Genomic DNA, 21,345 nt, shown 5'->3' on the forward strand with positions numbered 1-21,345 from the left:
CCTTCGGGTTGCGCCACTTCTCTCAACGGAGGGAACCTCCGCACGAGAGTGGCTTACCATCTCCTTATCCCTTCTATCTACCCGCACAGTTTCACCCATAGGATTGGAATGAATGGGAATATTCAAAGGTTCGGATAAAGTTGACCAAAGTAATTTACCAGTGGGGCTAAACCATTCTAAATCAATGCGATCGTCTTCTGTGGTGTCGGTATTATCGCGAAAACTTGCTTCTACATTTACATGAAATTGAGCTTGATTCGAGTTTACAGCTTCAATAACTAGCGATCGCTCTACAACTTCCACGACATGATTCAAAGTATCGTCAATTCGCTCGATCAAAGTATTGCGAAAATAAAGATACACACCACTAGCAAACACCAGCAATAATACAGCCGTGATGGCAGTATACCAAATAGCGAGACGGCGACGAGTTGTTTGAAACATCGTATTCAGGTTAAAGGTTAAAGGTTAGAGGTTAAAGGTTAGAGGTTAAAGGTTAGAGGTTAAAGATCAACTGTCCACTGTCAACTCCTAAATTACTTAAATCAGATTCTACATTTATCTACAGTGTTATTACTGAGGTTTTTTTTATCTGTTCGCTGCGTAATTCCATAATCTCACTGAAGTTGTCTTTTAAGGGTAAAGGTTACATTCTTGATGTAAACCTGTTACGAAGCAATGAACAAATTAACGTGAGTTTGACAACAATCACAGAAGTCGGGTTTTTACGATAAATATCTGTAACATCAGAAAACAGTCATAAAAATCCGACTTTTTACCCTTTTGCTGATTAGATTAGTGAAATTGACGATGTAAGCTAAACTCCAGTAATTTTCCTATTGATAATGGAAGCGACAATATCAATTGAACGGTAGTTAAAAAAATTTAACTGCTAGTAAAAATCTTTCTCGAATCTTGTTTATGAATTGTCGCGTCAAAGTTAATTACTTACGTAAACGAGATGAATTTACAAAATTTTAAATTAATCAGTAAAGGAGGTGATGTGTAGAAAAAATCAAATATTTTAATTAATTTGATTGTCTTGATAACCAAATTTCGTTTTTCCTTACTCTCCGGCTTACCAGGGAATATCTATCAAACCGCTTAATTCAAAAGTATGAAGCTAAAGTTATGGTTTTAAAAAACCTTTAATTAAAAGTACTGATCCGGAATATTGGCTCCATCAAAAAATTCAGGTATCTGTATTTTTATACTACTGATAACTTCATTCTTCAGGTTTTATTCATCCCTTTAACAAATTAATTTGGATAAGTCAGAAACAGAGAGTTAATCAAAATTTCAAAATTGACATTACTTACTCCGAGGAGATTTTAAATGAAGAAGATTCTAGGCATTTTTGCAGCTAGTGCAGCAGCTTTGGGTAGTGCGATGATTGCAGCACCTGTTCATGCACAGTCTGCAATTTTACCAGTAGAGGTACAAATAACTCCAGCAATTTTTCTACGTACATATTCTGACCTGAAATTTATTGTTAGCCAACAAGATTTACAGGGAGGAAGGTCTGTAGATCAAGATGCAGAAAGTTACGATGAAAGAGCAGGTATCACACCTTTGTCAACAGAAACCCCGACTGGATCTGAAAACCTAACAGTAACTAAAACAGTTCCTGTTTTATATCAAATTTGGGGTGGTTCAACTAACCCAGAAGTTAAGGTTACTGCAAGCAAAGATACTCTTACAGGCCCAGGTTCAACTGGTGTTGGAGGGGTAAGTAGTACTCCAGTCACAATGAAGGTGATTGAAGGAACAATTGAAAGTGCGACAAATGGTACTGGTATAAATTACAAAAAAGCTTCAGCAGGTTTTGAATTTACTTTCCCTAGCTCCAACATTGCTCGGGATACGATATTCACTGGTGGTGAAATTACTATCCGAGTTGTAAATCCGTAATCAGATTTACGATTAAGATTTCTGGTGCAGGCAAATGCCTGCTTCCAGTATCTTATCAGAAGATAATTTATGTAATTAGTTATGAATATTATTGTTGAGTATTATTTGAAAATAAAAAATCATCTTGGTTTTTAAATAATCATAATTGATGACATAAAAAGAATATATTAAATCATGGCTCATAGTTCATATTTATAGCTTTCTTCCCTTAACAAAAAATCTATTTTATTGAAAAATGAACTGCCGCAATCTTGTTAAATGCTACTTCAGTATACTTATCGCAATTTCATTAACACCACAACCAAAAGTGTTTGCACAATCAAATTCAATTGGATGTGAAGCAAAGCTTGATCAGCCGTTTGTTATTAAATCAACAGATACTGCAAAACTCACAGCAATGGACATTATTGGTGCTGAAGTAGAACAAATTGGTAATAATCAACAACAAACATTATCAACTAGTTCACCTTATAAATCGAGTACCACTAAAGATGTAGCAAACTACTGGCAAATCAGGGTTAAAAATTCAGATTTACCGATTAATGCTAACGATGTTAAATATACATTAAGACCCAATACTTTTGACCAAAATAGTCCTTTCAAAAGAAATAAGTTTGAACCAAAACCTTTCGGGACTATTGAGACGATAGAAAACTGTCCCGATCAAACTACTGTAATTTCAGGTGGAGTTACTTTGGAATTTAGAGAATTATCAAGCTTAGTACCAGGTAAATTTCGAGGAGAAATTGAGATTTGCGTACCAATAAATCGTAATCAATGCGGATAAAAGATATTTAAAGATATTTATTGTGTGAGGAAGTGAAATTCGTAATGTTTCAAAAAACAGCAAAAGCAATAGGACTAAGTTTAATTGGGTTATTAGCTTGGGGAATACCAAGTGTGACAGCATTAGAAATGAGTGTTAGTCCTCCCCGGATGGAGTTAGATATTAATTCTCGAAAGGGACGTACTAATACAATTAAAATCACTAATTTTGATGACAAACCAGTACAAATTAGAGCTTATGTCCAAAACTGGACGATGGATGAAAAAAATCAATTTAAAGAGATACCATCCACTGAACAATCTTTAGATCAATGGATTCTTTTTACTCCTTCTAAGTTTACCATTCCAGCAAAGGCAACTCAAACTTTACGCTTTGCGATTCGCCCTAAAATTCAACCTAATTCTGGAGAACATCGTGCTGTAATTTATTTTGAAGAAATTGTTAGTAACACTGAGTCAAATACAGTAGGTACTAAAGCCCGTATTGGTGTTGTTGTCTATGCTTATTCCGGGGAAATAAAGCGAGTTGGTAATGTTAATTCGGTGAGTGTGGATACTAAATCCAATGCAATTAATGCAGTATTTGATATTTCCAATAAAGGTAATGCTCATATCCGCATGGAAGGACAATATGCTATTTGGCAAGCTGCTAAATATCCAGGAGCAAAAGCCACACAATTTATCAAAGATGTTGGCAATTCCAATCAAAAATTACCTGCAAATGTTGTAAGAGTTGGAAATCTCAAATTACCGCCAATTTTACCAAATCAAAATCCTAAAATATTGCAAACTTTAACCGATAAACTACCTCCAGGTAACTACGTTTTAGATATCAATGCTGAGTTAAGTGGAGTTCCCATTCAGAAAGGTATTCCGTTCACTGTTAAAGCACCAGCTAATACTTCTAAGCCGACAAAATTGCCTGCGACTTCTTTACAAAAATAGTTTTTTTTAATCAACTTTTCTATTCTCAGGGTGAGTTGATTGTTCAACATCCCTGAGTTTATTTACCACTCTTGTCATGATTTATTAGCTGTATCTATCTGATTTTTTCTATCACTAATAATTACAATTCATAGTCCATAGCCGATATCAGGCTAAATATTGATAAATTTGTCCTAAGTATGCTCTACCTAGCTTTACCACCTACACAGCCCCCAATTGTCAGTATATTGACTCCGCAATCTGCAACCCAAAATAATGGTTGTGAATCGCTACAAAATAAATTGCAAAAATCTGACCTTGTAAATAACTTACTAGGTAAAATACTGGCTACTTCTGTTTCCACAAAGCCTTGTACTGTTGAAAATCAAAAGTCTGATTTTTCTCAAACTAATACGCAAAAAAGTCAGAAAGATAACACTTTTACCACGATTCCACCAGTTTCTACATCGGTGAAACAGGTAGAGCAAAAATCTATTATTGCTTTGCCGCTAGAAGATTACCAAGATAAAAACCGCAGAGACGCAGCGTTAGCTTCGCTATACTGCGTAAACGCGCAGCGTGTCGCGACAGCGACACAAAGTGCGGTCTTGGGGTACCCCCAAGTGGAGCAACTTTTCAAGACAGAGTACGCAGAGGAAAGAGGTAGAGAGAGATTAGTCATTTTAGATCGGAATAGGAATAAGCAAACAGTAGTTGAAAATCGCTCTGTTGAAAAGAATGCGATTGAAAAAATTCTGGCGACGGTACAGCAATTAATCAATGTTTCTTTATACGCTTCAATTAACAATACTATTGAGAATACAGTCGAGCCGCAAACAGATAATTCTTCTGAATTGGAATCTTCTACCAAATCAGCAGAAACAAGCAATAACGAAAATTTAGAAGTAAATATCAATAATAGCAATAAAAGAATTGCAGGTAATACAAACATCAATACAGCAAAAATTCTGGCAGTGGTTCAAGAATTAATTACTGCTTCTATATCTGCTTCTTTAAATAAAACTATTGGCAATTCTGTTAACATTGATATTCAAAAGTCTGGAGAAGTTGCTCTTTCCAATCCCGAAAAAGAAAATCAAGAAAATAATAATATTCAAAATATAAATCCAAAACAAAATATTGCCGCTACAAATAATCATCAAAATACTAATTCTTTACGTGATTCTTTAATAAATAAGCTGCGGGATAATAACTTAATTAATTTAGCACAAATACCAGGTGAACCTTTCCTTGTTGGCGTTGTCATTAACGGTCGAGAAGTGGGAATTATCGATATTATCGAAGAAAATAATACTCTTTTAATTCCTTTAGAAACTTTTGGTGAAATCAGCGGATTTTCTGTTAATAAGTCTACTGCTGGCATTGAAGCCCAAACTCCTTTAGGAACAGTAAATTTTCCATCAAATATATTAAAAGAAATTAACGGTTTCAGCTACATTAGCAAAGAGATTATTCAAGAAAAATTAGGAATAACTTTAGAATTAAATACAGCGGATTTAACCTTACTAGCTGATTTACCTTGGCGTGGAGGTAGTAGACAACCTCTAACTAATGCTCAACTAAAACCAGAATTTTTTGCACCTAGTACCGGCATTTCTAGACTACGGCAAGAATTAAATATTGTTGGTACTCCTAGAAATACAAACTTGCAAAGTTATACACTTTTAGATGGAAGACTTGCAGGTGGAACTTGGCGGGTACAAATGAATAATAACTTTCGTAATCAACCAAATTTAACTGAATATTTCTTTTATAAACGTACAGGTCAATTTCGTTATCAATTAGGTCGTCAAAGAGTCGGTTTACATCCACTTGTAAATGGACTTGACCTTACAGGTTTACAATTTGGTTATAGTAATTTACCAACAGAATATTTTCGTTCTAGTTACAGCGCTAACGAACTTTTACCCAGACGTTCTCAATCCACACAAACATTCAGCGGTAGAGTTCCACCAACAAGTGTTGTACAGTTAAGAGTGAGTGGAATTACAGTTGCAGAACAACAGGTAGGATTTGATGGAATATACGAATTTATTAATGTCAGATTACCCGTTGGTCAAAGTAGTGAAATTGAAGTTTTAGTTTTTGAACGCAATAATTTACGCGCTCCTATTGATATTCGCACTGTGAGAATAAACGCTTCTGATTTACTATTACCAGCAGGAGGTAACGTCCAATTAGGTGGATTAGGTTTTAGTGGTAATTTAATTCAAGATAGTTTATTCAGCGATTTTAATTCCACAGATGAAGGTAAACTTGTTGGTTTTTACCAATTACGTCAAGGACTCTCGAATAATTTAACTTTTGAAGGTTCTCTACAAGCAATTCCTAATTCTTTTCAAGGACAAGCAGGATTAATTTGGCGTTTAGCAAATCCCGTTATATTATCAGCAAGTGTGGGAAATTCTTTTGATAAAGTTGGTTATTCGGCAGATTTAGATATTGACTTGGATAAATTAGAAATAAATGCTAATTCTCAATCAATGCCACAAAATTATCGAGTAGGTAGAGCAAGCAATGGAATCTTTAACGGGGAACAATATAATCATAGTTTAGAAGTCAGATATCGCCTTGATAATAAATTAAATCTGGGATTCGTTGCTCGCAGTCGCAAAGATGATAGCAATTCTGATGAATATATTTTACCTACTTTTTATGCCCGTCCTTTTTCCAATTTATCTTTAAGCGGTAGACCTGATATTTTTGGAGACTATTTATTGAATGCTTTCTTTACACCGAACCGAAATACAAGATTGTCTTTTAATAGTTACGGAGATGCGTATATATCAGATTTAAGATACAGTTTGAACCGGAATTATCAATTAAACTTTGGTTCTGAATTTGGTCGAAGCGCTCCTCCTCGTTATTCGGTAGGTGTTGGTCATAATCCTAATAATTTTAAAGACTTAAGTTGGAATGTGGGATTAGCAATCAGCGATGGAGAAATCGGACCGATCGCAGGGGCAAGTATGCAAGTACTACCGGGTCTATTTGCTAGACTTAATTATGAAGCTATACCTTCTAGAGGAGTTAGTTTCGGTGGATTAGATGACGGCCGTCTGAGTTTATCCTTAACTTCTGATATGTCCGTTGCTGGGGGTAAAATGACTCCAGCCAGATACAGTGGTATTAGCAAAGAACGTGGAGCAATTGCCGGTAAATTGGCAGTGGAAGAAGGAAGCAAAGGCTTTGATTTAAGCGGTTCTATTGTCCGCATTTACGATACTCGCAATAAAAATCTTGGTTCTGCTAGAACTGACTCCAAAGGTAATTTCTTTGTCGGTAATTTACCAGAAGGTGTTTACGTTGTGGAACTTGAACCCGAAGAATTACCCATCGAATTGGCAATATCTAAAACTAGTTTAGTCGCCGAGGTGGCTGCTTCAGGGGTAACTCGCGTAGATTTCCCCGTCAGGGCTGAATATGGAGTTGCCGGAAAAGTTACAGATACATCCGGTCAACCTTTGACAGAAGTCCGTGTCGAACTAGTAACTAATACTGGCAAACGAGTATTATCTAGTACGACTGACAGCTTTGGGCTGTATCGTCTGGATGGAGTTCCTGTTGGTAAATATATCTTACAAGTTTCTCCCCTAGATGCATTAAATTCTCGAAATAATCTTCCCAAACGACAAGTAGAAATTAACAATCAGTTTGTTTATAACCAGAATTTACAGTTGCCTGTTTCCGCAGCAGCGAAAAAGAAATAGAAGTGAAAAGTCGGGTTTTTACAATCATTGTCTTGTTTACTCCTATTCCGCTCCTGGCGAGTAGGGTGAGGTTCATCTCTTTCCTCTGCGCTAAGAGCGTCTCTGCGGTTTTTTTTTAATCGGTAATCTTCTGCGGAGAAGGGAGTAACAGATATTTAACCTAAAAACCCGACTTCTTGGGGATGAGAAGTCCGGTTTTTACAATCATTGTCTTATTTAACAAATATTTAACCTCAAAACCCGACTTCTGAAATTATCAATTTATCCAATTTACTGAGTGTCGTTTTTTCAAATTTAGAAAATTTTATTGAAAAACTTTGAAACAGTTTAGGGCGGTTCAAAATAAGTTTTTACTGTATGGCGCTAGGCTAAATTAATAATTTTTCTTCAGATAGAAGCAAAAGCTACATTTAATCTAATATATTTATATTTAGAGTCTAATTTCCGTTGTCTCAGTCGCACCTGCCAAACCCAAGGTCATCATGGCGAAATCCAAGAAAACTGCCAATTCCAAGAATTTATCAGATCCAAAATACTATCTCAATCGAGAGTTAAGCTGGCTAGAATTTAATAGCAGAGTATTACATGAAGCAATTGATACCCGAACTCCCTTATTAGAACGTCTGAAATTTTTAGCCATTTTCTGTAATAATCTCGATGAATTTTTCATGGTGCGAGTTGCAGGATTAAGTCAACAGGTAGAAGCTAAATTTAGCGGTACAAGTTTTGATGGTCGCACTCCCCAACAACAATTAGAAGAAATTAGCTTTGTCTTGCGTCCTTTAGTCACTCAGCAGCATCAACATTTTGAAAAAAACCTCCGGCCCGAATTAGCGTCTCATGGGATTCATCTTGTTGATTACATTAATTTAAATAATAAACAGCGTAAATATTTAGATAATTATTTTGAAGAACAAATTTTTCCCGTTATTACTCCACTCGGTGTAGATCCAAGCCATCCCTTTCCCTACATCTCTAATCTCAGCTTGAATTTGGCAGTTATAATTAAAAATCCCGAAACCGAAGAAGAACTTTTCGCTAGAATCAAAGTCCCGAAAGTACTACCGCGATTTTTGTCTTTACCACCAGAATTAAGAATTGAAGAAAATAGCAAACCTTCCATCTGGACTGGTGTACCCATTGAACAAGCCATCGCTCACAATTTAGACTCTTTATTCCCCGGAATGAATATCCAGGAATATTATACTTTCCGCATTACTCGCGATGCTGATTTGGCTTTAGAAGAAGATGAAGCAGATGATTTATTACTCGCCATCGAACAGGAACTGAGAAAACGTCGTGCTGGAGGCAATCCAGTCAGAATCGAATTGCAATCTCAGACACCAAGTGAAGTCCGAAGCAAGCTGTTAGAAGTTCTGGATTTATCGGAAAATGATGCCTACCAAATAGATGGTATTTTAGGATTGCGGGACTTAATGTACTTTTTATCACTACCAGTTCCAGAGTTAAAAGACCCACCCTGGAAAGCTGTAATACCTTCTAGACTGCAACGGATCAAAGAACCAAGTTTAAATCCGAATATGCAATCTACAGAAGAAGGAAAAGACTTTTTCTCTGTGATTAGAGAGGGGGATTTGTTAGTACATCATCCTTATGAATCCTTTAGTGCGTCAGTAGTCAATTTTATTATTAATTCTGCCCAAGACCCGGATGTATTAGCCATCAAGATGAGCCTTTATCGGACTTCCGGGGATTCACCAATAGTAGATGCTTTAATCAATGCTGTGGAAAACGGTAAGCAAGTGTCCGTACTTGTGGAACTCAAAGCCCGCTTTGATGAAGAGAACAATATTTACTGGGCTAGACGCTTAGAAAGTATGGGTGTTCACGTAGTTTACGGAATTGTAGGTCTAAAAACTCACAGTAAACTTGTCATGGTTGTGCGTCAGGAACAACAGCGCATCCGTCGTTACGTACATATTGGCACTGGTAATTATAATCCCAAGACGGCAAAAATTTATACAGATATCGGACTATTCAGTTGTCGAGAAGAATTAGGGGCTGATGTCACCGATGTATTCAATTATTTAACTGGCTATTCTCGACAAAAGGCTTATCGACAGTTGTTAGTTGCACCAGTGAATATTCGTGAACGTTTTATGATGCTGATTAATCGGGAAATCGAAAACGTTCAAAATGGTTCTTCCGGGCGTATTGTTGCTAAAATGAACTCTTTGGTAGACCCGCAAATTATTGCTGCTTTATATGAAGCGTCTCGTGCGGGAGTACAAATTGACTTGATTGTACGGGGAATTTGCTGTTTGCGTCCGGGATTACAAGACGTGAGCGAAAATATTCGCGTCATTAGTATCATCGGTCGCTTTTTAGAACACTCCCGGATTTTTTACTTTTATAATAATGGTGATGAGCAAATTTTCATTGGCAGTGCTGACTGGATGCCTCGCAATTTAGACCGTAGGGTAGAAGTCATAACCCCGATTCAGGACTCGGATATTGCTAAGGACATACAAGAAATCTTAGGAATTATGCTTGCTGATAACCGTCAAGCTTGGGAGCTACAATCAGATGGTAGTTATATCCAAAGAAAGCCCTCTGAAGACTCAACTGAAGCTGCTTCGCAGAAAGCATTGATGCAAATTGCTGCAAATAAAAGTACAAATGTTTCACATTTTATCGGTCCGAAAAGAAATTCCTTGCAGATGGTAGATTTGCCTTAAGACGATCGCAAACACGCCTTTAATAGTTTTCAAGCTGAATAATTAGACATTTGTCATTAATGCATGAAGATTATTCAACCATAGGATAGAGTTACTTGCCCTACCTTATCCCATAAACTATAAAGGTTAGTGTACATTCTATTATATTTGTTTAGATGTTAATGTTGTCCTGTAAGCCTTCAACTTTAAGGGTTCTAGTAGTTGATGATCATGAACTTACTCGCTTAACTCTCCAACTAGCCTTTTCTTCTCAAAAAAATATTCAAGTAGTAGGTTTAGCTAGTAACGGCAAAGAAGCGGTAGAGATGGTCAAAACCTGTCATCCTGATGTGATTGTACTAGATTTGCAAATGCCGGTAATGGATGGCTGGAGTGCTTCTTGCAAAATTAAAGACATATCTCCTAATACTCAAATCATTGCTTATTCTTCTGTAGAAGAGAAATACTTTCAAGAAACAAAAGCTATGAGTAATGTAGATGCTTTTTGTCGCAAAGATGCACCTACCAATCAACTAGTTGGCTTAATTAAACAATTGGGAGAAGATGCAAGGAACTTTTAAGTTAGAGGATAAATGCTATTGAGTAAATACCAGTCAATATGGAAAAAAGCGTTAGTATAGTTAGTTACAAATCAAGGTTTATACTGACGCAATTTGACTTAAAATTTAACCTTTGAAATCTTAGATTTAATAAACAATTAATACTTGGTAATAATAGAAACTGAGCAATTAACTGTCACAAACAGGCTATTGTAATTCTTAATTTATGCATATAAAACCCCTAAGATAAGCTATAGGGGTGATTTTTTGATCAATTTTTGCATTCAAATTGACTGTAGTTAAGGGAAGGTACGCTTGTACTCATCAAGCAGCTCATCCATTTCTTCAATAGCTTGATTTACATCGATTCTTAAAGTTCCCAGATTTGGCTGTTCAAGCAAGCTCAGTAAATATTCGCGTTTGCTTTCAACTAAAGCAATTCTTTCCTTTATCGTTTGTACATCCATTGTTTGTAAGAATATTTGAGCAAATAAACTAAATAATACTTTTAAGTTAAACCAAAACAAGCAATTATTCGATTTTATTTTATCAAAATATTACCTATTGTCGGCGATAATGAAACAATCGTTACAGTTGAATTGAAAATACAATCACGCATTATGCTAGGGAAAATTTCTTTGGGAACGGTGGGTTTAACTATTGGTGGAATTTTAACCCTAACAGGCTTTGTAGCTTACGCTGCCCACAATGCTACGCTTAATCTGATTGGTTTTTTTTACGGGATTCCTGTACTGTTGGGAGGACTTGCACTCAAAGCGAACGAACTCAAACCTGTACCGTTTGTTCCTCCGACACCAGAATCTGTTTTATCCCTAAGAAAGCAGAAAGCAACTCAGACTCAAAATCAAGTCCGTGAAGATTTAACTCGATATCGCTATGGACAAGATGCTCATCTAGATAAAGCCTTAACTCATCTTGGCTTAGAACAGCTAGGAGAGGACTTTCCAGAAGTAGTAGCATTGCGAGAAATAGAAATTGATGGTAATTATGCTTTAATTTTGGAATTCGATTCTCCACAAGCACCCTTAGATGTTTGGCAGCAAAAACAGCAAAAAATGATTGCTTTTTTCGGTCCGGGGGTAGATGTCAAAATCACACAGGTAGGAGAAAACAAAATTGAATTAGCATTGATTACTACTCCAGAAACACAATCATAGTTAGATTGAGAGCCAAATTATTTTTGTTTATTTTTCCAAACGCACCGCATACCACTGTAAATATTGTCCCGGACCAATATCGAGTTCGCAACTAGTGTTAATTAAGTATTCTGCTCTTTTTTGCAGAGAATCAATTTTTTTTAAATCCTGTGGTAATTCTTCTTCCTCAAGTTGTTGCAAAGTCTCTTTGAGCTTTTCCAACAACTCTGAAGAAGTAAGAAACTGTTCCGGTTGGTTCGTTTCCAAGACTACGTAATCATCCTGTTGATACATTAATGAATCTGGCATGGGATTTTAATTTTAATCAAAAGTTGAAATCTTTGAGAATTACAGCACCATATCGATCAATCATTTTAGCTACCGCTGAGTTCTTAACTCTTAGCAGGGGGAAAGAATATTTTTCCTACTTACTTTAGCAACCCATAAATAGCAACCCATAAAAGTTTAAAGCATTTTCTCAAGCAGAAAGAGATTCTCAGAGGAATGATTCAATATTTATAAAACCTTTGCATATACTTAGTATGTTAAATCTAGTTAATTTTTCTTAAGTACGTAACTGTTAACCGATTATTTTTGGTAATTTCTCTAGAAAATTGTAATTGCAAATGAATATCTGGGAACTATAGATAGTAAGATTTTCTTTCTAGCCTATTGTGGGCAGATACTTGTATTATAGTTAACGGGGTCTTAGTCAGATATGCAATTAAGTCGTCTACCAAAGATTTGGCTCATAGCCGCAAAACACACTACTGAACTTCAACAGTTGATTGCGAAACAGAATTCTTGTTCACCTTCTCGATATTCAGTAAGACAGCAAAGCGATATTCCCCTATTTAATACTTCATTTCCACCTTAAAATCTCTTCAAAATTGCGATACCGCAAGTGAATTATAAGTCATAATGAGTTTTCAAAATAAATATAAAATCATACTTTTACTCCTATACTCTTGTCCTTTTTAAGACAAAGTTTCAAAATATTTTGTAGACAATTTTATTTTCGTTCAACAAAGTTGCCATTAAGCTTTAACTATTAATGACAATTGGGGATGAAAAAGACTTTTTAAGCCGGTAAAGCAATACGTGCAGTAACTAAATTTAACAATAGTGTGAAAAGTCTATAAGTAGGCTAAGCATAATCATCCGATTTTTTGTAACGCGATCGCGAATTTACTTTTAGCTTTACCACCTTAGTATTCTGTGGAATGCAACTCATGTCAGGCATAAGCCCAACTCCTATCCCTAGCAAACCGCCCTTAATTTTAGTGGCTGACGACGATAAAGCCATACGGACTCTTCTGCGTGAATATATGGATAATGAAGGATATCGCGTAGTAGATGTTGCTAACGGTCGAGAATGTTTAGATGCCTATATTGCTTTAAAACCGGATTTAGTTCTACTAGATGCATTAATGCCGGTGATGGACGGTTTTACCTGCTGTAATGAACTAATGCAGATTGCGAGAAACAATTTGGCAGTAGCGTTAGCGAATTTTGATACTGAATCTTATGCAAGTACCAGCGTGATTTCAAAACTATGGGAACGTACTCCAATACTGATGATTACCGGCTTGGACGATCCAGATTCGGTAAATCGTGCTTTTGGTTCAGGGGCTAGCGATTACGTTACTAAACCTATTCATTGGGCTGTTTTACGTCAGCGGGTGCGACGACTTTTACAACAAGCACAATTATACAAGCAACTAGAAGCAGCAAACCAAGCTTTGCAACAATTAGCTAATATGGATGGCTTAACTGGGTTGGCTAATCGTCGTCGGTTTGACCAGTATTTAAATAATCAATGGATGAATTTAGCCGGTTCAGATAAACCACTGTCATTAATTTTATGCGATATCGATTTTTTTAAACCTTTTAATGATAAATATGGACATCCCGCAGGAGACTTGTGTTTGCAAAAAGTGGCTGCTGTTTTAAATGGTGCGGCACAAAAAAATCAAGATTTAGTAGCGCGTTACGGTGGCGAAGAGTTTGCTGTAATTATGCCACATACCAATGCTCCTGGTGCAGTTCATGTTGCAGCTTTAATGCAATCGGGAGTTAGGGAATTACAAGTAGAACACCTGGAATCTGGGGTTAGTAATTATGTAACTCTGAGTTTGGGGGTAGCAACCACCATTCCGGATTTTAAATCCTCGCCAAGTAATTTAATTTTGGCAGCAGATAAAGCTCTTTACCAAGCTAAACAAGAAGGTCGCAATCGTATAATCCTCAAACAGGTAAACTATTAATTACAGCTAAACAAAGCCGACGGCGGGATTTGAACCCGCGACCTATTGATTACGAATCAATTGCTCTACCACTGAGCCACGTCGGCATAAACAATCTCCAATTATATCACTACTCCAGCTTTATGGTACAACCAAATTCTAAAAATAGCACTAATAAACGTCAACTAAAGCCAGAGCAATACGCTCGTCTCAAAGCAGAAGCAGCATCTCCTTATCGGGGTTTACGAAAATTTGTTTACTTATCTTTCGGAGCCTCTGGCTTAATCGGCGCATTTATTTTTGTTTTACAGCTACTAGCCCAAAAGACTACTTTTGAAGTTGGTTTACCATCCTTAGCGCTTCAGTTAGGAGTCGTCGCTTTAATGGTGTTTCTCTGGCGTTGGGAAGATAGCCGTCAACAACCTAAAAAACCCGACTTCTGATTGTGGTTGAGCGGATGAGAAGTCGGGTTTTTACGATGATTGTCTTACCTAACCTAACAGATATTTAACCTAAAAAACCCGACTTCTGATTGTTGTATTTAAGAGTTATAGTTTTATTGTTGAACCGTTACTACATAAGGAGAGGGAATTGCTTCAGCTTTTCCTGCATTGACTAGGGCTTGATAAACAAAAGCCGCTACTTCTGCTCTAGTGGCTTGACGGTTGGGACTTAATTGTGTTGCAGTTGGATAGTTAACTACCAGCTGTTTTGTAGTTGCTGCTGCAACTGGTGCTTGAGCCCAAGTAGGAATTTGGGAAGCATCGCTGTAAACAGAAAGAACATTTTGATTGTTTGCAGTTAAACCTAAACCGTTAGCCAAGGAAACTAAAACCTGTACTCTGGGAATTTCTAGCTGCGCTCTAAAAGTATTATTGGGATAACCAGCAAGAAAACCGCCTCTGGTAGCTGTTTGAATCGCACTATAAGCCCAAAAATTGCTGCTGACATCGCCAAAATTAATGGTTTGTCGTTGAGGGGTTGGTGAAAACGCTTTGTTAATAATGGCAGCGAATTGAGCGCGGGTAACGGGTTCGTTGGGTTTGAAAGTACCATCGGGGAAACCAGCAATCACTCCTTTGGAAGCTAAAGCTTCGATGTAGCTTTTTGCCCAATAATTTGGTGCGACATCTCGGAAAGCCGTAGCTCCACCGGGAAGTGGCTCTACAGCAGCTGCCACAAATTCCACTTGTCCAGAAATTTTACCTTGATCGATATCGTTACCAATCGCCAAAATTTGACCTTGAGTAGCATTGTTTAGGTCAAAACGCTTGTTATTGCGAATTAAGTTACCACCCGCTTCTTCTGACGTACCCAAGTTAGGCTGAGCTTGAGAAATAGAGACAATACCATCCCGTGTATTGTTTTGGATGACGTTTTTACGTAATACCGGCTTAGCTGAATTGGAGATAAAGATTCCATCTACGTTTTGCAAGATTTGGTTTTCAATTACTAAAGGTGTAGAGTCTCCACCAATCGCTAAACCGAATCCTGTATCTTGAAATAAGTTACCGCGAATCTCTCCGACAGCAGATTTTGCGACAGAAACGCCATTACCTGTATTTTGAATAAAAATGTTACCGGCAATTATCGGATTACCTGTACCAGTAACAAAAATACCTTCTCGTTTGTTGTTTGTGAAAGTACTGTTTGTAACTTTAGGATTTGTTGATTCTACCCATACACCAGTTCCGCGAGACTCTGGGTTTGTAACGGTAACACCAGTAATAACAGAGTTATTTTGAGGAAGAATAGTCACGTTTTGAGCGGCAAATGTACGGCTGGTGTATTTACCGCTTCCTGTAATTAATATCGCTTGTCCTTTTCCCGCTTCGTCTCCTCGTAATGTTACTCCTTGTGGAACTGTCAGGGGAAATTGCTCCCCCGTTTCGCTACTGTAGGTACCGGGTACGAGTTGAATAACTGTACCCGATTGTGCTTGTTGCAGAGCGAAAGTAATAGTTTTATATGGTGCAGCTTCAGTAGTCCCGGCTCCAGCAGCATCCGTACCAGTCTGTGGATTTACGTAAATTATGCTGCTTGCTACGGGATTTTGTCCGATCAAAGTTTGAGCGATAGTTTGTTTTGTACCACTCGCGTCAACTTCTACGGGTACTAGCATTGAACCACCAGACACTATAACCAAAGCAGCAATAGAGAAAGGTAATTTTAAGTTAAAACGGGAATTATTGCCTAAAGAAATGGAAAAGCCTTTATATTTCATCTTTAATTTGCGCGTATAATGTACTATGCAGTGCAGTAGGTCGGTTAGCCTACGTGTCTTAAAACCCATGCAAAACTATACCTGATGAACAGGACAGAATCAGCATAGTTCCAACACCTATGAAAATATTCTTCTCGCTATCAGATTAACAGCTAAATCAAAAATAATTTTCAATACTTTTGAATACAGTATTCTTTAAGTCTATATTTTTATCGAGGTTTTCAGGCTTATAGTTTACAAGAAACTCGATTTTTTGGTGTTGTTGAGTTCGGGGTGCATTCTCGTGAATTTTAAGCAACAAAAATTCATCATTACTTATCTTCAAAGAATAGTATCAATTTAAAGACTAAAATGAAAACGAAAATTTATTTATAGTTCCAGCATATTCATTGAAATACAGAAATATATCGGAATAAATCACCAAAAATTCGCTCTGTAGTTAACAATATAAAAAAAATACTTATAAGAGTTTACATTCAATAATATTTTTTTATAAAATATCTAGTTAATTATGGTTTTATAAGCGCTACGATGAGTAGTAGTAGATATTTGGTACGATGTATCTTAATCTCAATTATGGGCGAAGCAAAACGACGTAAAGCTTCACTAGGGACAGATTACGGTCAGTCTCCTCGTATTTTACCCTGGGTTCCGATAACTAAAAAACAAGCAGAACAGTTCGTTAGTTGGACTACTCGCGGTGCCTGGATTGGTATTTTTTTAATGATTGCCATTTGGGTAACAGTTCGTTTTATCGGTCCTGCTTTCGGTTGGTGGCAAGTAGTATAAAGTATTGTAGTTACTAGTTTTGACTCAAAACTAGTAACTGCTGCCAATTTATCAAAATCCTGTGGCAACTAGTTGCAATAATAGTGTTTATTTGTTTGTGTATTTATTGTGTATTTAAATAAGTAAATAAAATATTTATAATAATTAAATTTATTTATTCAGTTCTCAGATCAATCACTCTGAAATTTTAACTGCTAGATAATTTAATTTATTAATTTTTATTTTGCATTGTTTATTTATCAATTTTCTCCAATTTAGCTGATTACAATTTTTTCCGTAACTGCATAAAGTAGCTAAATACACATTTTAACCAAGTTTTAAGAATAATTCTGCCAATTAGGCACCACTGTTTTTAATTATTTAGTTATCCTCAAGTTTTAGTTTTGACATTGAGGTAGTAAAACGTACTATTTTAAGCAGTATAGCAAGCTATTGAACCTTTGCTAAAATTGAAGTTTTATGTAGATAAAATTTTTTACATCTGCCACAAAAAGCAAGTAATTTAATTGATTTACCTTTTGTACCAAGGAGAACAGTCTCTTCTCGTTAAATTACATAAATTAACTGGAGTATAAATGGTAATAAAATTAAGTAAAATGCCAATCAAAGCATTAAATCTAGCTTTTGTGACAGATAATGACTCATAAAGATACTTTTTGCAGTTTTTTGCCAGTTGACTTGTACTGAATATGAGTTAATGTAAGAGCGGATTTATATTCTCAGTATCTACCCTAAACTCGATTATCTAAATACCAAGTAAAATTTAACCAACGATAATCGGGAATTTTTTAGTTGCAAAGTGAATATTATGATACGGTACGACTTGTCTACATGAACTACCATTTCCTAGGTAGGGATTTTCGAGATTTTCTTAATTGAAGACAATTGTAATATATAGTTTACAATACCATTTGATGAGAAAATCTAAAAAAAATATAAAAGAGATTAAAATGATTGTGGTGTTTGGAGGATAAAAGTGTTTCTAAGATTAGCGCAACAACACCGACAATTTGTTCAAGACTTGGTTATGAACTTACAAGCCTTAGCAATTGTCCTTGAGAGACGGGGATATCCTGCGTCTTGTTATACTTGCGGCGACCAAATGAACAGTGCGTCATTTATGGTTAGTTTGGGAGAAAATCATCTGATTCGATTTTTAGTGTCTGATTATGGCATTACTTGGACTGAGATGCGTGACGATCGCGAGTTAATGAAGTTGGAAGGTGCCGAAGCTGTCAACCAGCTACAGGAATTAGCGAATTTAGTCAAGCATCCACCAATGGAAGCTTCTGCTGGCGCTAAAACTCTTGTAAAGCCCTACTAAGTATTGCTCGAACAAGGTAGCCTCTATCAAGGTAATTTGAGAGTGACTTGTTCAGACCAAAAAAACAGCGATATTTTAAGTTCATAGTTAATTTGAGCCAAACATTAACTAAATATTTGTTCTAGTTCGCGTCAGGCATAAAATAAAGTAATGACACGGACATTGGTTGCTGAACTTGTTGCTATATCCATAGTTTGTCAAATTCAAATTGACAAAGTAGAAAATTAGTGTTTCCTAAATGACAGAATTTTTGTAGAAAATAGCGAATAGAGTCATTGTAGTTTTTATTCGGGCAAATGTAATTGAGGCTACCAACTCCAATGCTCAAAATCTGGGGCATCTTGCTTGTATGAATGGGCTTCTAATTTTATAACTATAATTACAAGTTATTTATTTGTAATTAGAAAAATGTATAACTTATTTTTATCCGTATTCACAATTTTCTGATTATGAAGTAATCATTAAAAGATATTTTTGCTTCAGAAAACAAAATAAGTAGGTATAAAAGGAGTTTACGAGCTTTATATGTCAAATTGCGATCGCCTCTGAACAGGTGCTTGTTGGTGAAGCTTTTCGGGCAATGTTAGGTGTTAATTTATGATCCGAATCACTACAGATACAACTAGTCATTTAAAGTGAATAGTACTAAGTATAACGGTACTGTGTAATTGGATTTACACAATATTATTGTATTCTACAATACTGTTGAAATCAAACATTTCAAACAGAATATTTTGATTTTTTCTTCCAATGTGATGGTTGTAGACTTTTATCGCCCTATCTTGGGTAATACATATACATAAAATTGGATAAAAATATAACTTGAAAATTGAAGAAAGTATTAAGCTTTATTGAAGAATAATCGTACTTTAGTTTTAAAGCCGCAACAAATAATTAATTGGATATCTTGCCAATCGGTTAAAGATTATTGTAATTATAATCATGAGAAAATAACGAATAATCCTGTCAAAGCCAACAGGATTAATTATCGTGTTATTGCGAACTAGTAAAGAAACTCACCAAGCATCTGTAAAGAAACTTTAAGATGTCCGAAGAAAAATCAGATAAACCACAGCTACCTCCTACTGGGGCGATCGACAATCAATATTTACACGCATCAGAAAATTGGTTTGAATATCCTGTGAGAGTTCAACCTCACCACACCGATTATGCTGGTGTTGTGTGGCATGGTACTTATATTGCTTGGATGGAAGAAGCCAGAATAGAGTGCTTGCGCTCAATTGGCATTGAATATACCGATTTACTAACTTTAGGCTGCGAGTTACCCGTGGTAGAAATGTCTATACGCTATCATAGGTCACTTCAGTTGGGTAAGGCTGCTGTAGTCAAAACTCGTATGGAAGAAGTCACAAGTGTTCGCATCAATTGGGATTATGCGATTCAATCAACCGATAAGCAAGAATTATATGTTAGTGCCAAAGTTACCTTGGTAGCAAAGGATAGGGAAAAAGGTAAAATAATGCGTCAGTTACCTCCTGGAATGAAAGAGGTTTTTGCAAGGCTTTCTGCATCGAAGAAGAGTTAGTACCACCAGGAATTTTGGATTTTAGATTTTAGACTTTGGATTCAAAGAGTGAGGAGTTAGGAGTTAGGAGTGAGAAGTTAATTAACAACCAACAACTATCAACCATTATGGGATTTTAGATTTTGGATTCAAAGAGTTAGTTAGTACCACCGGAGTTAATTCACAGCGAACAACCAACAACTAACCACTAACAGCCAACAACCAACAACTGTCAACTGTCAACTTTATCGCATCGAAATTACTGTCGGTGGATTTTGTAAAGTTTGTGCAACTCTGGTTACTTCTTGTCTTGCCCATTTATCGGCTGTCAAAATGTCATCTAAATTAGGATTTGAATGGTTGTCGTGGGAATGGCGATCGCAAACTGTTTCGATACAGCGGGGAATATCTAAAAAGTGAATTTTCTCTTCTAAAAACAAAGCTACGGCTTGCTCGTTAGCAGCATTTAAAACTGCTGGCATTGAGCCACTAGCCCTACCAGCAGCGTAAGCTAATTGCATACAAGGATACTTTTGATGATTGGGTTCGCGGAATGTTAAGGAACCTGCTTTAACTAAATCCAGACGTTCCCAGTCAGTGTAAATACGTTCTGGATAAGATAAAGCATACAGTAAAGGTAAACGCATATCCGCCCAACCCAACTGAGCTAAAACAGAAGTATCTTGTAACTCAATTAAAGAATGAATAATGCTTTGGGGATGAATGACAATTTCAATGTCATCGTAATCTAAACTAAATAAGTAGTGCGCTTCAATTACTTCCAATCCTTTATTCATCAAAGTTGCCGAATCAACAGTAATTTTACGTCCCATTGACCAATTAGGATGTTTGGTGGCATCAGCCACTGTCACTTCTGCTAATTTTTCTACATCCCAATCGCGGAAAGCACCACCGGAAGCTGTAAGTATAATTTTGCGTAAACCTCCTTCTGGAATGCCTTGTAAACATTGAAATATCGCCGAATGTTCGGAATCTGCGGGTAATAATTTTACTCCGTGTTTTTCTATTAGAGGTAAAACTACTGGTGCGCCAGCAATTAAAGTTTCTTTATTTGCCAAAGCGATATCTTTACCCGCTTCAATAGCAGCAATGGTAGGTAACAATCCAGCACAGCCGACAATACCAGTAACTACAGTGTCAGCTTCTGCACAACGAGCAACTTCAATAACACCAGTTTCTCCCGCTAGTAGAGTTGGCTGGGGTTGAATATCTTTTATTGCCTCTTTAAGTTGTGGTAATTTATCTTCATCACAAATTGCCACTATACTCGGTTGAAACTGCCGAATCTGAGATGCTAATAATTCTACGTTGCGCCCTGCGGCTAATCCTACAATCCTAAACTGTTGGGGATACTGACTAACAATATCTAAAGTTTGAGTACCAATAGAACCAGTAGAACCAATAAGACTAATAGCTTTCACAATTTTATTAAAGATTAAAAGACAACTTTACTATAAATTGTCTTGGGC

16 protein-coding genes, 1 tRNA gene and 1 pseudogene are annotated in these 21,345 nt (G+C 36.4%); 12 read left to right on the plus strand and 6 right to left on the minus strand.

Annotation, left to right across the window (positions count from 1 at the left end):
- Window positions 1-444: pseudogene (locus IQ247_RS24350) on the minus strand (sensor histidine kinase); the annotation flags it as partial.
- Window positions 445-1,335: 891 nt separating this feature from the next.
- Between IQ247_RS24350 and IQ247_RS24355 the strand changes: the two are divergent.
- From IQ247_RS24355 to IQ247_RS24380, 6 genes are all read left to right on the plus strand, one after another.
- On the plus strand, window positions 1,336-1,911 hold the full coding sequence (locus tag IQ247_RS24355; RefSeq protein ID WP_193923933.1) for a hypothetical protein: 576 nt from the start codon (window positions 1,336-1,338) through the stop codon (window positions 1,909-1,911).
- 307 nt (window positions 1,912-2,218) lie between these two features.
- The gene (locus IQ247_RS24360) at window positions 2,219-2,698 is read left to right on the plus strand and encodes a hypothetical protein (RefSeq protein ID WP_193923934.1); all 480 of its coding nucleotides are present in this window, start codon (window positions 2,219-2,221) and stop codon (window positions 2,696-2,698) included.
- Between the two features lie 44 nt (window positions 2,699-2,742).
- Window positions 2,743-3,642, plus strand: coding sequence for a fimbrial biogenesis chaperone (locus IQ247_RS24365; RefSeq protein ID WP_193923935.1), 900 nt, complete (start codon window positions 2,743-2,745; stop codon window positions 3,640-3,642).
- 179 nt (window positions 3,643-3,821) lie between these two features.
- A complete protein-coding gene (locus tag IQ247_RS24370) occupies window positions 3,822-7,352 on the plus strand; it encodes a carboxypeptidase-like regulatory domain-containing protein (RefSeq protein ID WP_193923936.1) in 3,531 nt (1,176 codons plus the stop codon).
- 482 nt (window positions 7,353-7,834) lie between these two features.
- Window positions 7,835-10,051, plus strand: coding sequence for a polyphosphate kinase 1 (gene ppk1 / locus IQ247_RS24375; protein ID WP_193923937.1), 2,217 nt, complete (start codon window positions 7,835-7,837; stop codon window positions 10,049-10,051).
- 161 nt (window positions 10,052-10,212) lie between these two features.
- On the plus strand, window positions 10,213-10,611 hold the full coding sequence (locus tag IQ247_RS24380; protein WP_228060001.1) for a response regulator: 399 nt from the start codon (window positions 10,213-10,215) through the stop codon (window positions 10,609-10,611).
- Between the two features lie 278 nt (window positions 10,612-10,889).
- Here IQ247_RS24380 and IQ247_RS24385 read toward each other — a convergent pair whose 3' ends face one another.
- Window positions 10,890-11,057 carry a hypothetical protein gene (locus IQ247_RS24385; protein WP_193923940.1) on the minus strand — a complete coding sequence of 56 codons (168 nt, stop codon included), beginning with the start codon at window positions 11,055-11,057 and terminating at the stop codon, window positions 10,890-10,892.
- Window positions 11,058-11,210: 153 nt separating this feature from the next.
- Between IQ247_RS24385 and IQ247_RS24390 the strand changes: the two genes are divergently transcribed.
- Window positions 11,211-11,768 carry a DUF2854 domain-containing protein gene (locus tag IQ247_RS24390; RefSeq protein WP_193923941.1) on the plus strand — a complete coding sequence of 186 codons (558 nt, stop codon included), beginning with the start codon at window positions 11,211-11,213 and terminating at the stop codon, window positions 11,766-11,768.
- A 27-nt stretch (window positions 11,769-11,795) separates the two neighbouring features.
- On the opposite strand, the gene IQ247_RS24395 is transcribed toward IQ247_RS24390, so the two are convergent.
- Window positions 11,796-12,056 (minus strand): CRR7 family NDH-1 assembly protein, encoded by a 261-nt coding sequence (locus IQ247_RS24395; RefSeq protein WP_193923942.1) that lies wholly within the window; start codon window positions 12,054-12,056, stop codon window positions 11,796-11,798.
- 923 nt (window positions 12,057-12,979) lie between these two features.
- On the opposite strand from IQ247_RS24395, the gene IQ247_RS24400 reads away from it, so the two are divergent.
- Window positions 12,980-14,014 carry a diguanylate cyclase domain-containing protein gene (locus IQ247_RS24400; protein WP_193923943.1) on the plus strand — a complete coding sequence of 345 codons (1,035 nt, stop codon included), beginning with the start codon at window positions 12,980-12,982 and terminating at the stop codon, window positions 14,012-14,014.
- Window positions 14,015-14,028: 14 nt separating this feature from the next.
- Here the strand turns inward: IQ247_RS24400 and IQ247_RS24405 are convergent.
- Window positions 14,029-14,100, minus strand: a tRNA-Thr gene (locus IQ247_RS24405).
- A 36-nt stretch (window positions 14,101-14,136) separates the two neighbouring features.
- Between IQ247_RS24405 and IQ247_RS24410 the strand changes: the two genes are divergently transcribed.
- Window positions 14,137-14,436: a DUF3493 domain-containing protein gene (locus tag IQ247_RS24410; RefSeq protein ID WP_193923944.1), complete on the plus strand. Its 300-nt coding sequence runs from the start codon at window positions 14,137-14,139 to the stop codon at window positions 14,434-14,436.
- Window positions 14,437-14,549: 113 nt separating this feature from the next.
- Here IQ247_RS24410 and IQ247_RS24415 read toward each other — a convergent pair whose 3' ends face one another.
- Window positions 14,550-16,217 (minus strand): DUF1565 domain-containing protein, encoded by a 1,668-nt coding sequence (locus tag IQ247_RS24415; protein ID WP_193923945.1) that lies wholly within the window; start codon window positions 16,215-16,217, stop codon window positions 14,550-14,552.
- Between the two features lie 576 nt (window positions 16,218-16,793).
- Between IQ247_RS24415 and IQ247_RS24420 the strand changes: the two genes are divergently transcribed.
- From IQ247_RS24420 to IQ247_RS24430, 3 genes are all read left to right on the plus strand, one after another.
- Window positions 16,794-17,006: a DUF2839 domain-containing protein gene (locus tag IQ247_RS24420; RefSeq protein ID WP_193923946.1), complete on the plus strand. Its 213-nt coding sequence runs from the start codon at window positions 16,794-16,796 to the stop codon at window positions 17,004-17,006.
- 976 nt (window positions 17,007-17,982) lie between these two features.
- Window positions 17,983-18,330 carry a DUF1815 family protein gene (locus tag IQ247_RS24425; RefSeq protein ID WP_193923947.1) on the plus strand — a complete coding sequence of 116 codons (348 nt, stop codon included), beginning with the start codon at window positions 17,983-17,985 and terminating at the stop codon, window positions 18,328-18,330.
- Between the two features lie 1,045 nt (window positions 18,331-19,375).
- Window positions 19,376-19,876, plus strand: coding sequence for an acyl-CoA thioesterase (locus tag IQ247_RS24430; RefSeq protein ID WP_193923948.1), 501 nt, complete (start codon window positions 19,376-19,378; stop codon window positions 19,874-19,876).
- A gap of 224 nt (window positions 19,877-20,100) precedes the next feature.
- Here the strand turns inward: IQ247_RS24430 and IQ247_RS24435 are convergent, their stop codons facing one another.
- Complete coding sequence (locus tag IQ247_RS24435) at window positions 20,101-21,297, minus strand: 1-deoxy-D-xylulose-5-phosphate reductoisomerase (RefSeq protein ID WP_193923950.1); 1,197 nt, start codon at window positions 21,295-21,297, stop codon at window positions 20,101-20,103.
- Window positions 21,298-21,345 lie beyond the last annotated feature (48 nt).

The sequence above is a fragment of the Plectonema cf. radiosum LEGE 06105 genome, from assembly GCF_015207665.1.
Taxonomy (GTDB): Bacteria; Cyanobacteriota; Cyanobacteriia; order Cyanobacteriales; family Nostocaceae; genus Rivularia; species Rivularia radiosa_A.

Excerpts from the sequence above, each read along its gene's own strand:
- IQ247_RS24415 (WP_193923945.1), bottom strand. The coding sequence starts at position 16,217 with ATGAAATATAAAGGCTTTTCCATTTCTTTAGGCAATAATTCCCGTTTT.
- IQ247_RS24400 (WP_193923943.1), top strand. The coding sequence starts at position 12,980 with ATGTCAGGCATAAGCCCAACTCCTATCCCTAGCAAACCGCCCTTAATT.
- ppk1 (WP_193923937.1), top strand. The coding sequence starts at position 7,835 with ATGGCGAAATCCAAGAAAACTGCCAATTCCAAGAATTTATCAGATCCA.
- IQ247_RS24430 (WP_193923948.1), top strand. The coding sequence starts at position 19,376 with ATGTCCGAAGAAAAATCAGATAAACCACAGCTACCTCCTACTGGGGCG.
- IQ247_RS24355 (WP_193923933.1), top strand. The coding sequence starts at position 1,336 with ATGAAGAAGATTCTAGGCATTTTTGCAGCTAGTGCAGCAGCTTTGGGT.
- IQ247_RS24395 (WP_193923942.1), bottom strand. The coding sequence starts at position 12,056 with ATGCCAGATTCATTAATGTATCAACAGGATGATTACGTAGTCTTGGAA.
- IQ247_RS24370 (WP_193923936.1), top strand. The coding sequence starts at position 3,822 with ATGCTCTACCTAGCTTTACCACCTACACAGCCCCCAATTGTCAGTATA.
- IQ247_RS24365 (WP_193923935.1), top strand. The coding sequence starts at position 2,743 with ATGTTTCAAAAAACAGCAAAAGCAATAGGACTAAGTTTAATTGGGTTA.
- IQ247_RS24390 (WP_193923941.1), top strand. The coding sequence starts at position 11,211 with ATGCTAGGGAAAATTTCTTTGGGAACGGTGGGTTTAACTATTGGTGGA.
- IQ247_RS24385 (WP_193923940.1), bottom strand. The coding sequence starts at position 11,057 with ATGGATGTACAAACGATAAAGGAAAGAATTGCTTTAGTTGAAAGCAAA.
- IQ247_RS24420 (WP_193923946.1), top strand. The coding sequence starts at position 16,794 with ATGGGCGAAGCAAAACGACGTAAAGCTTCACTAGGGACAGATTACGGT.
- IQ247_RS24380 (WP_228060001.1), top strand. The coding sequence starts at position 10,213 with ATGTTGTCCTGTAAGCCTTCAACTTTAAGGGTTCTAGTAGTTGATGAT.
- IQ247_RS24410 (WP_193923944.1), top strand. The coding sequence starts at position 14,137 with ATGGTACAACCAAATTCTAAAAATAGCACTAATAAACGTCAACTAAAG.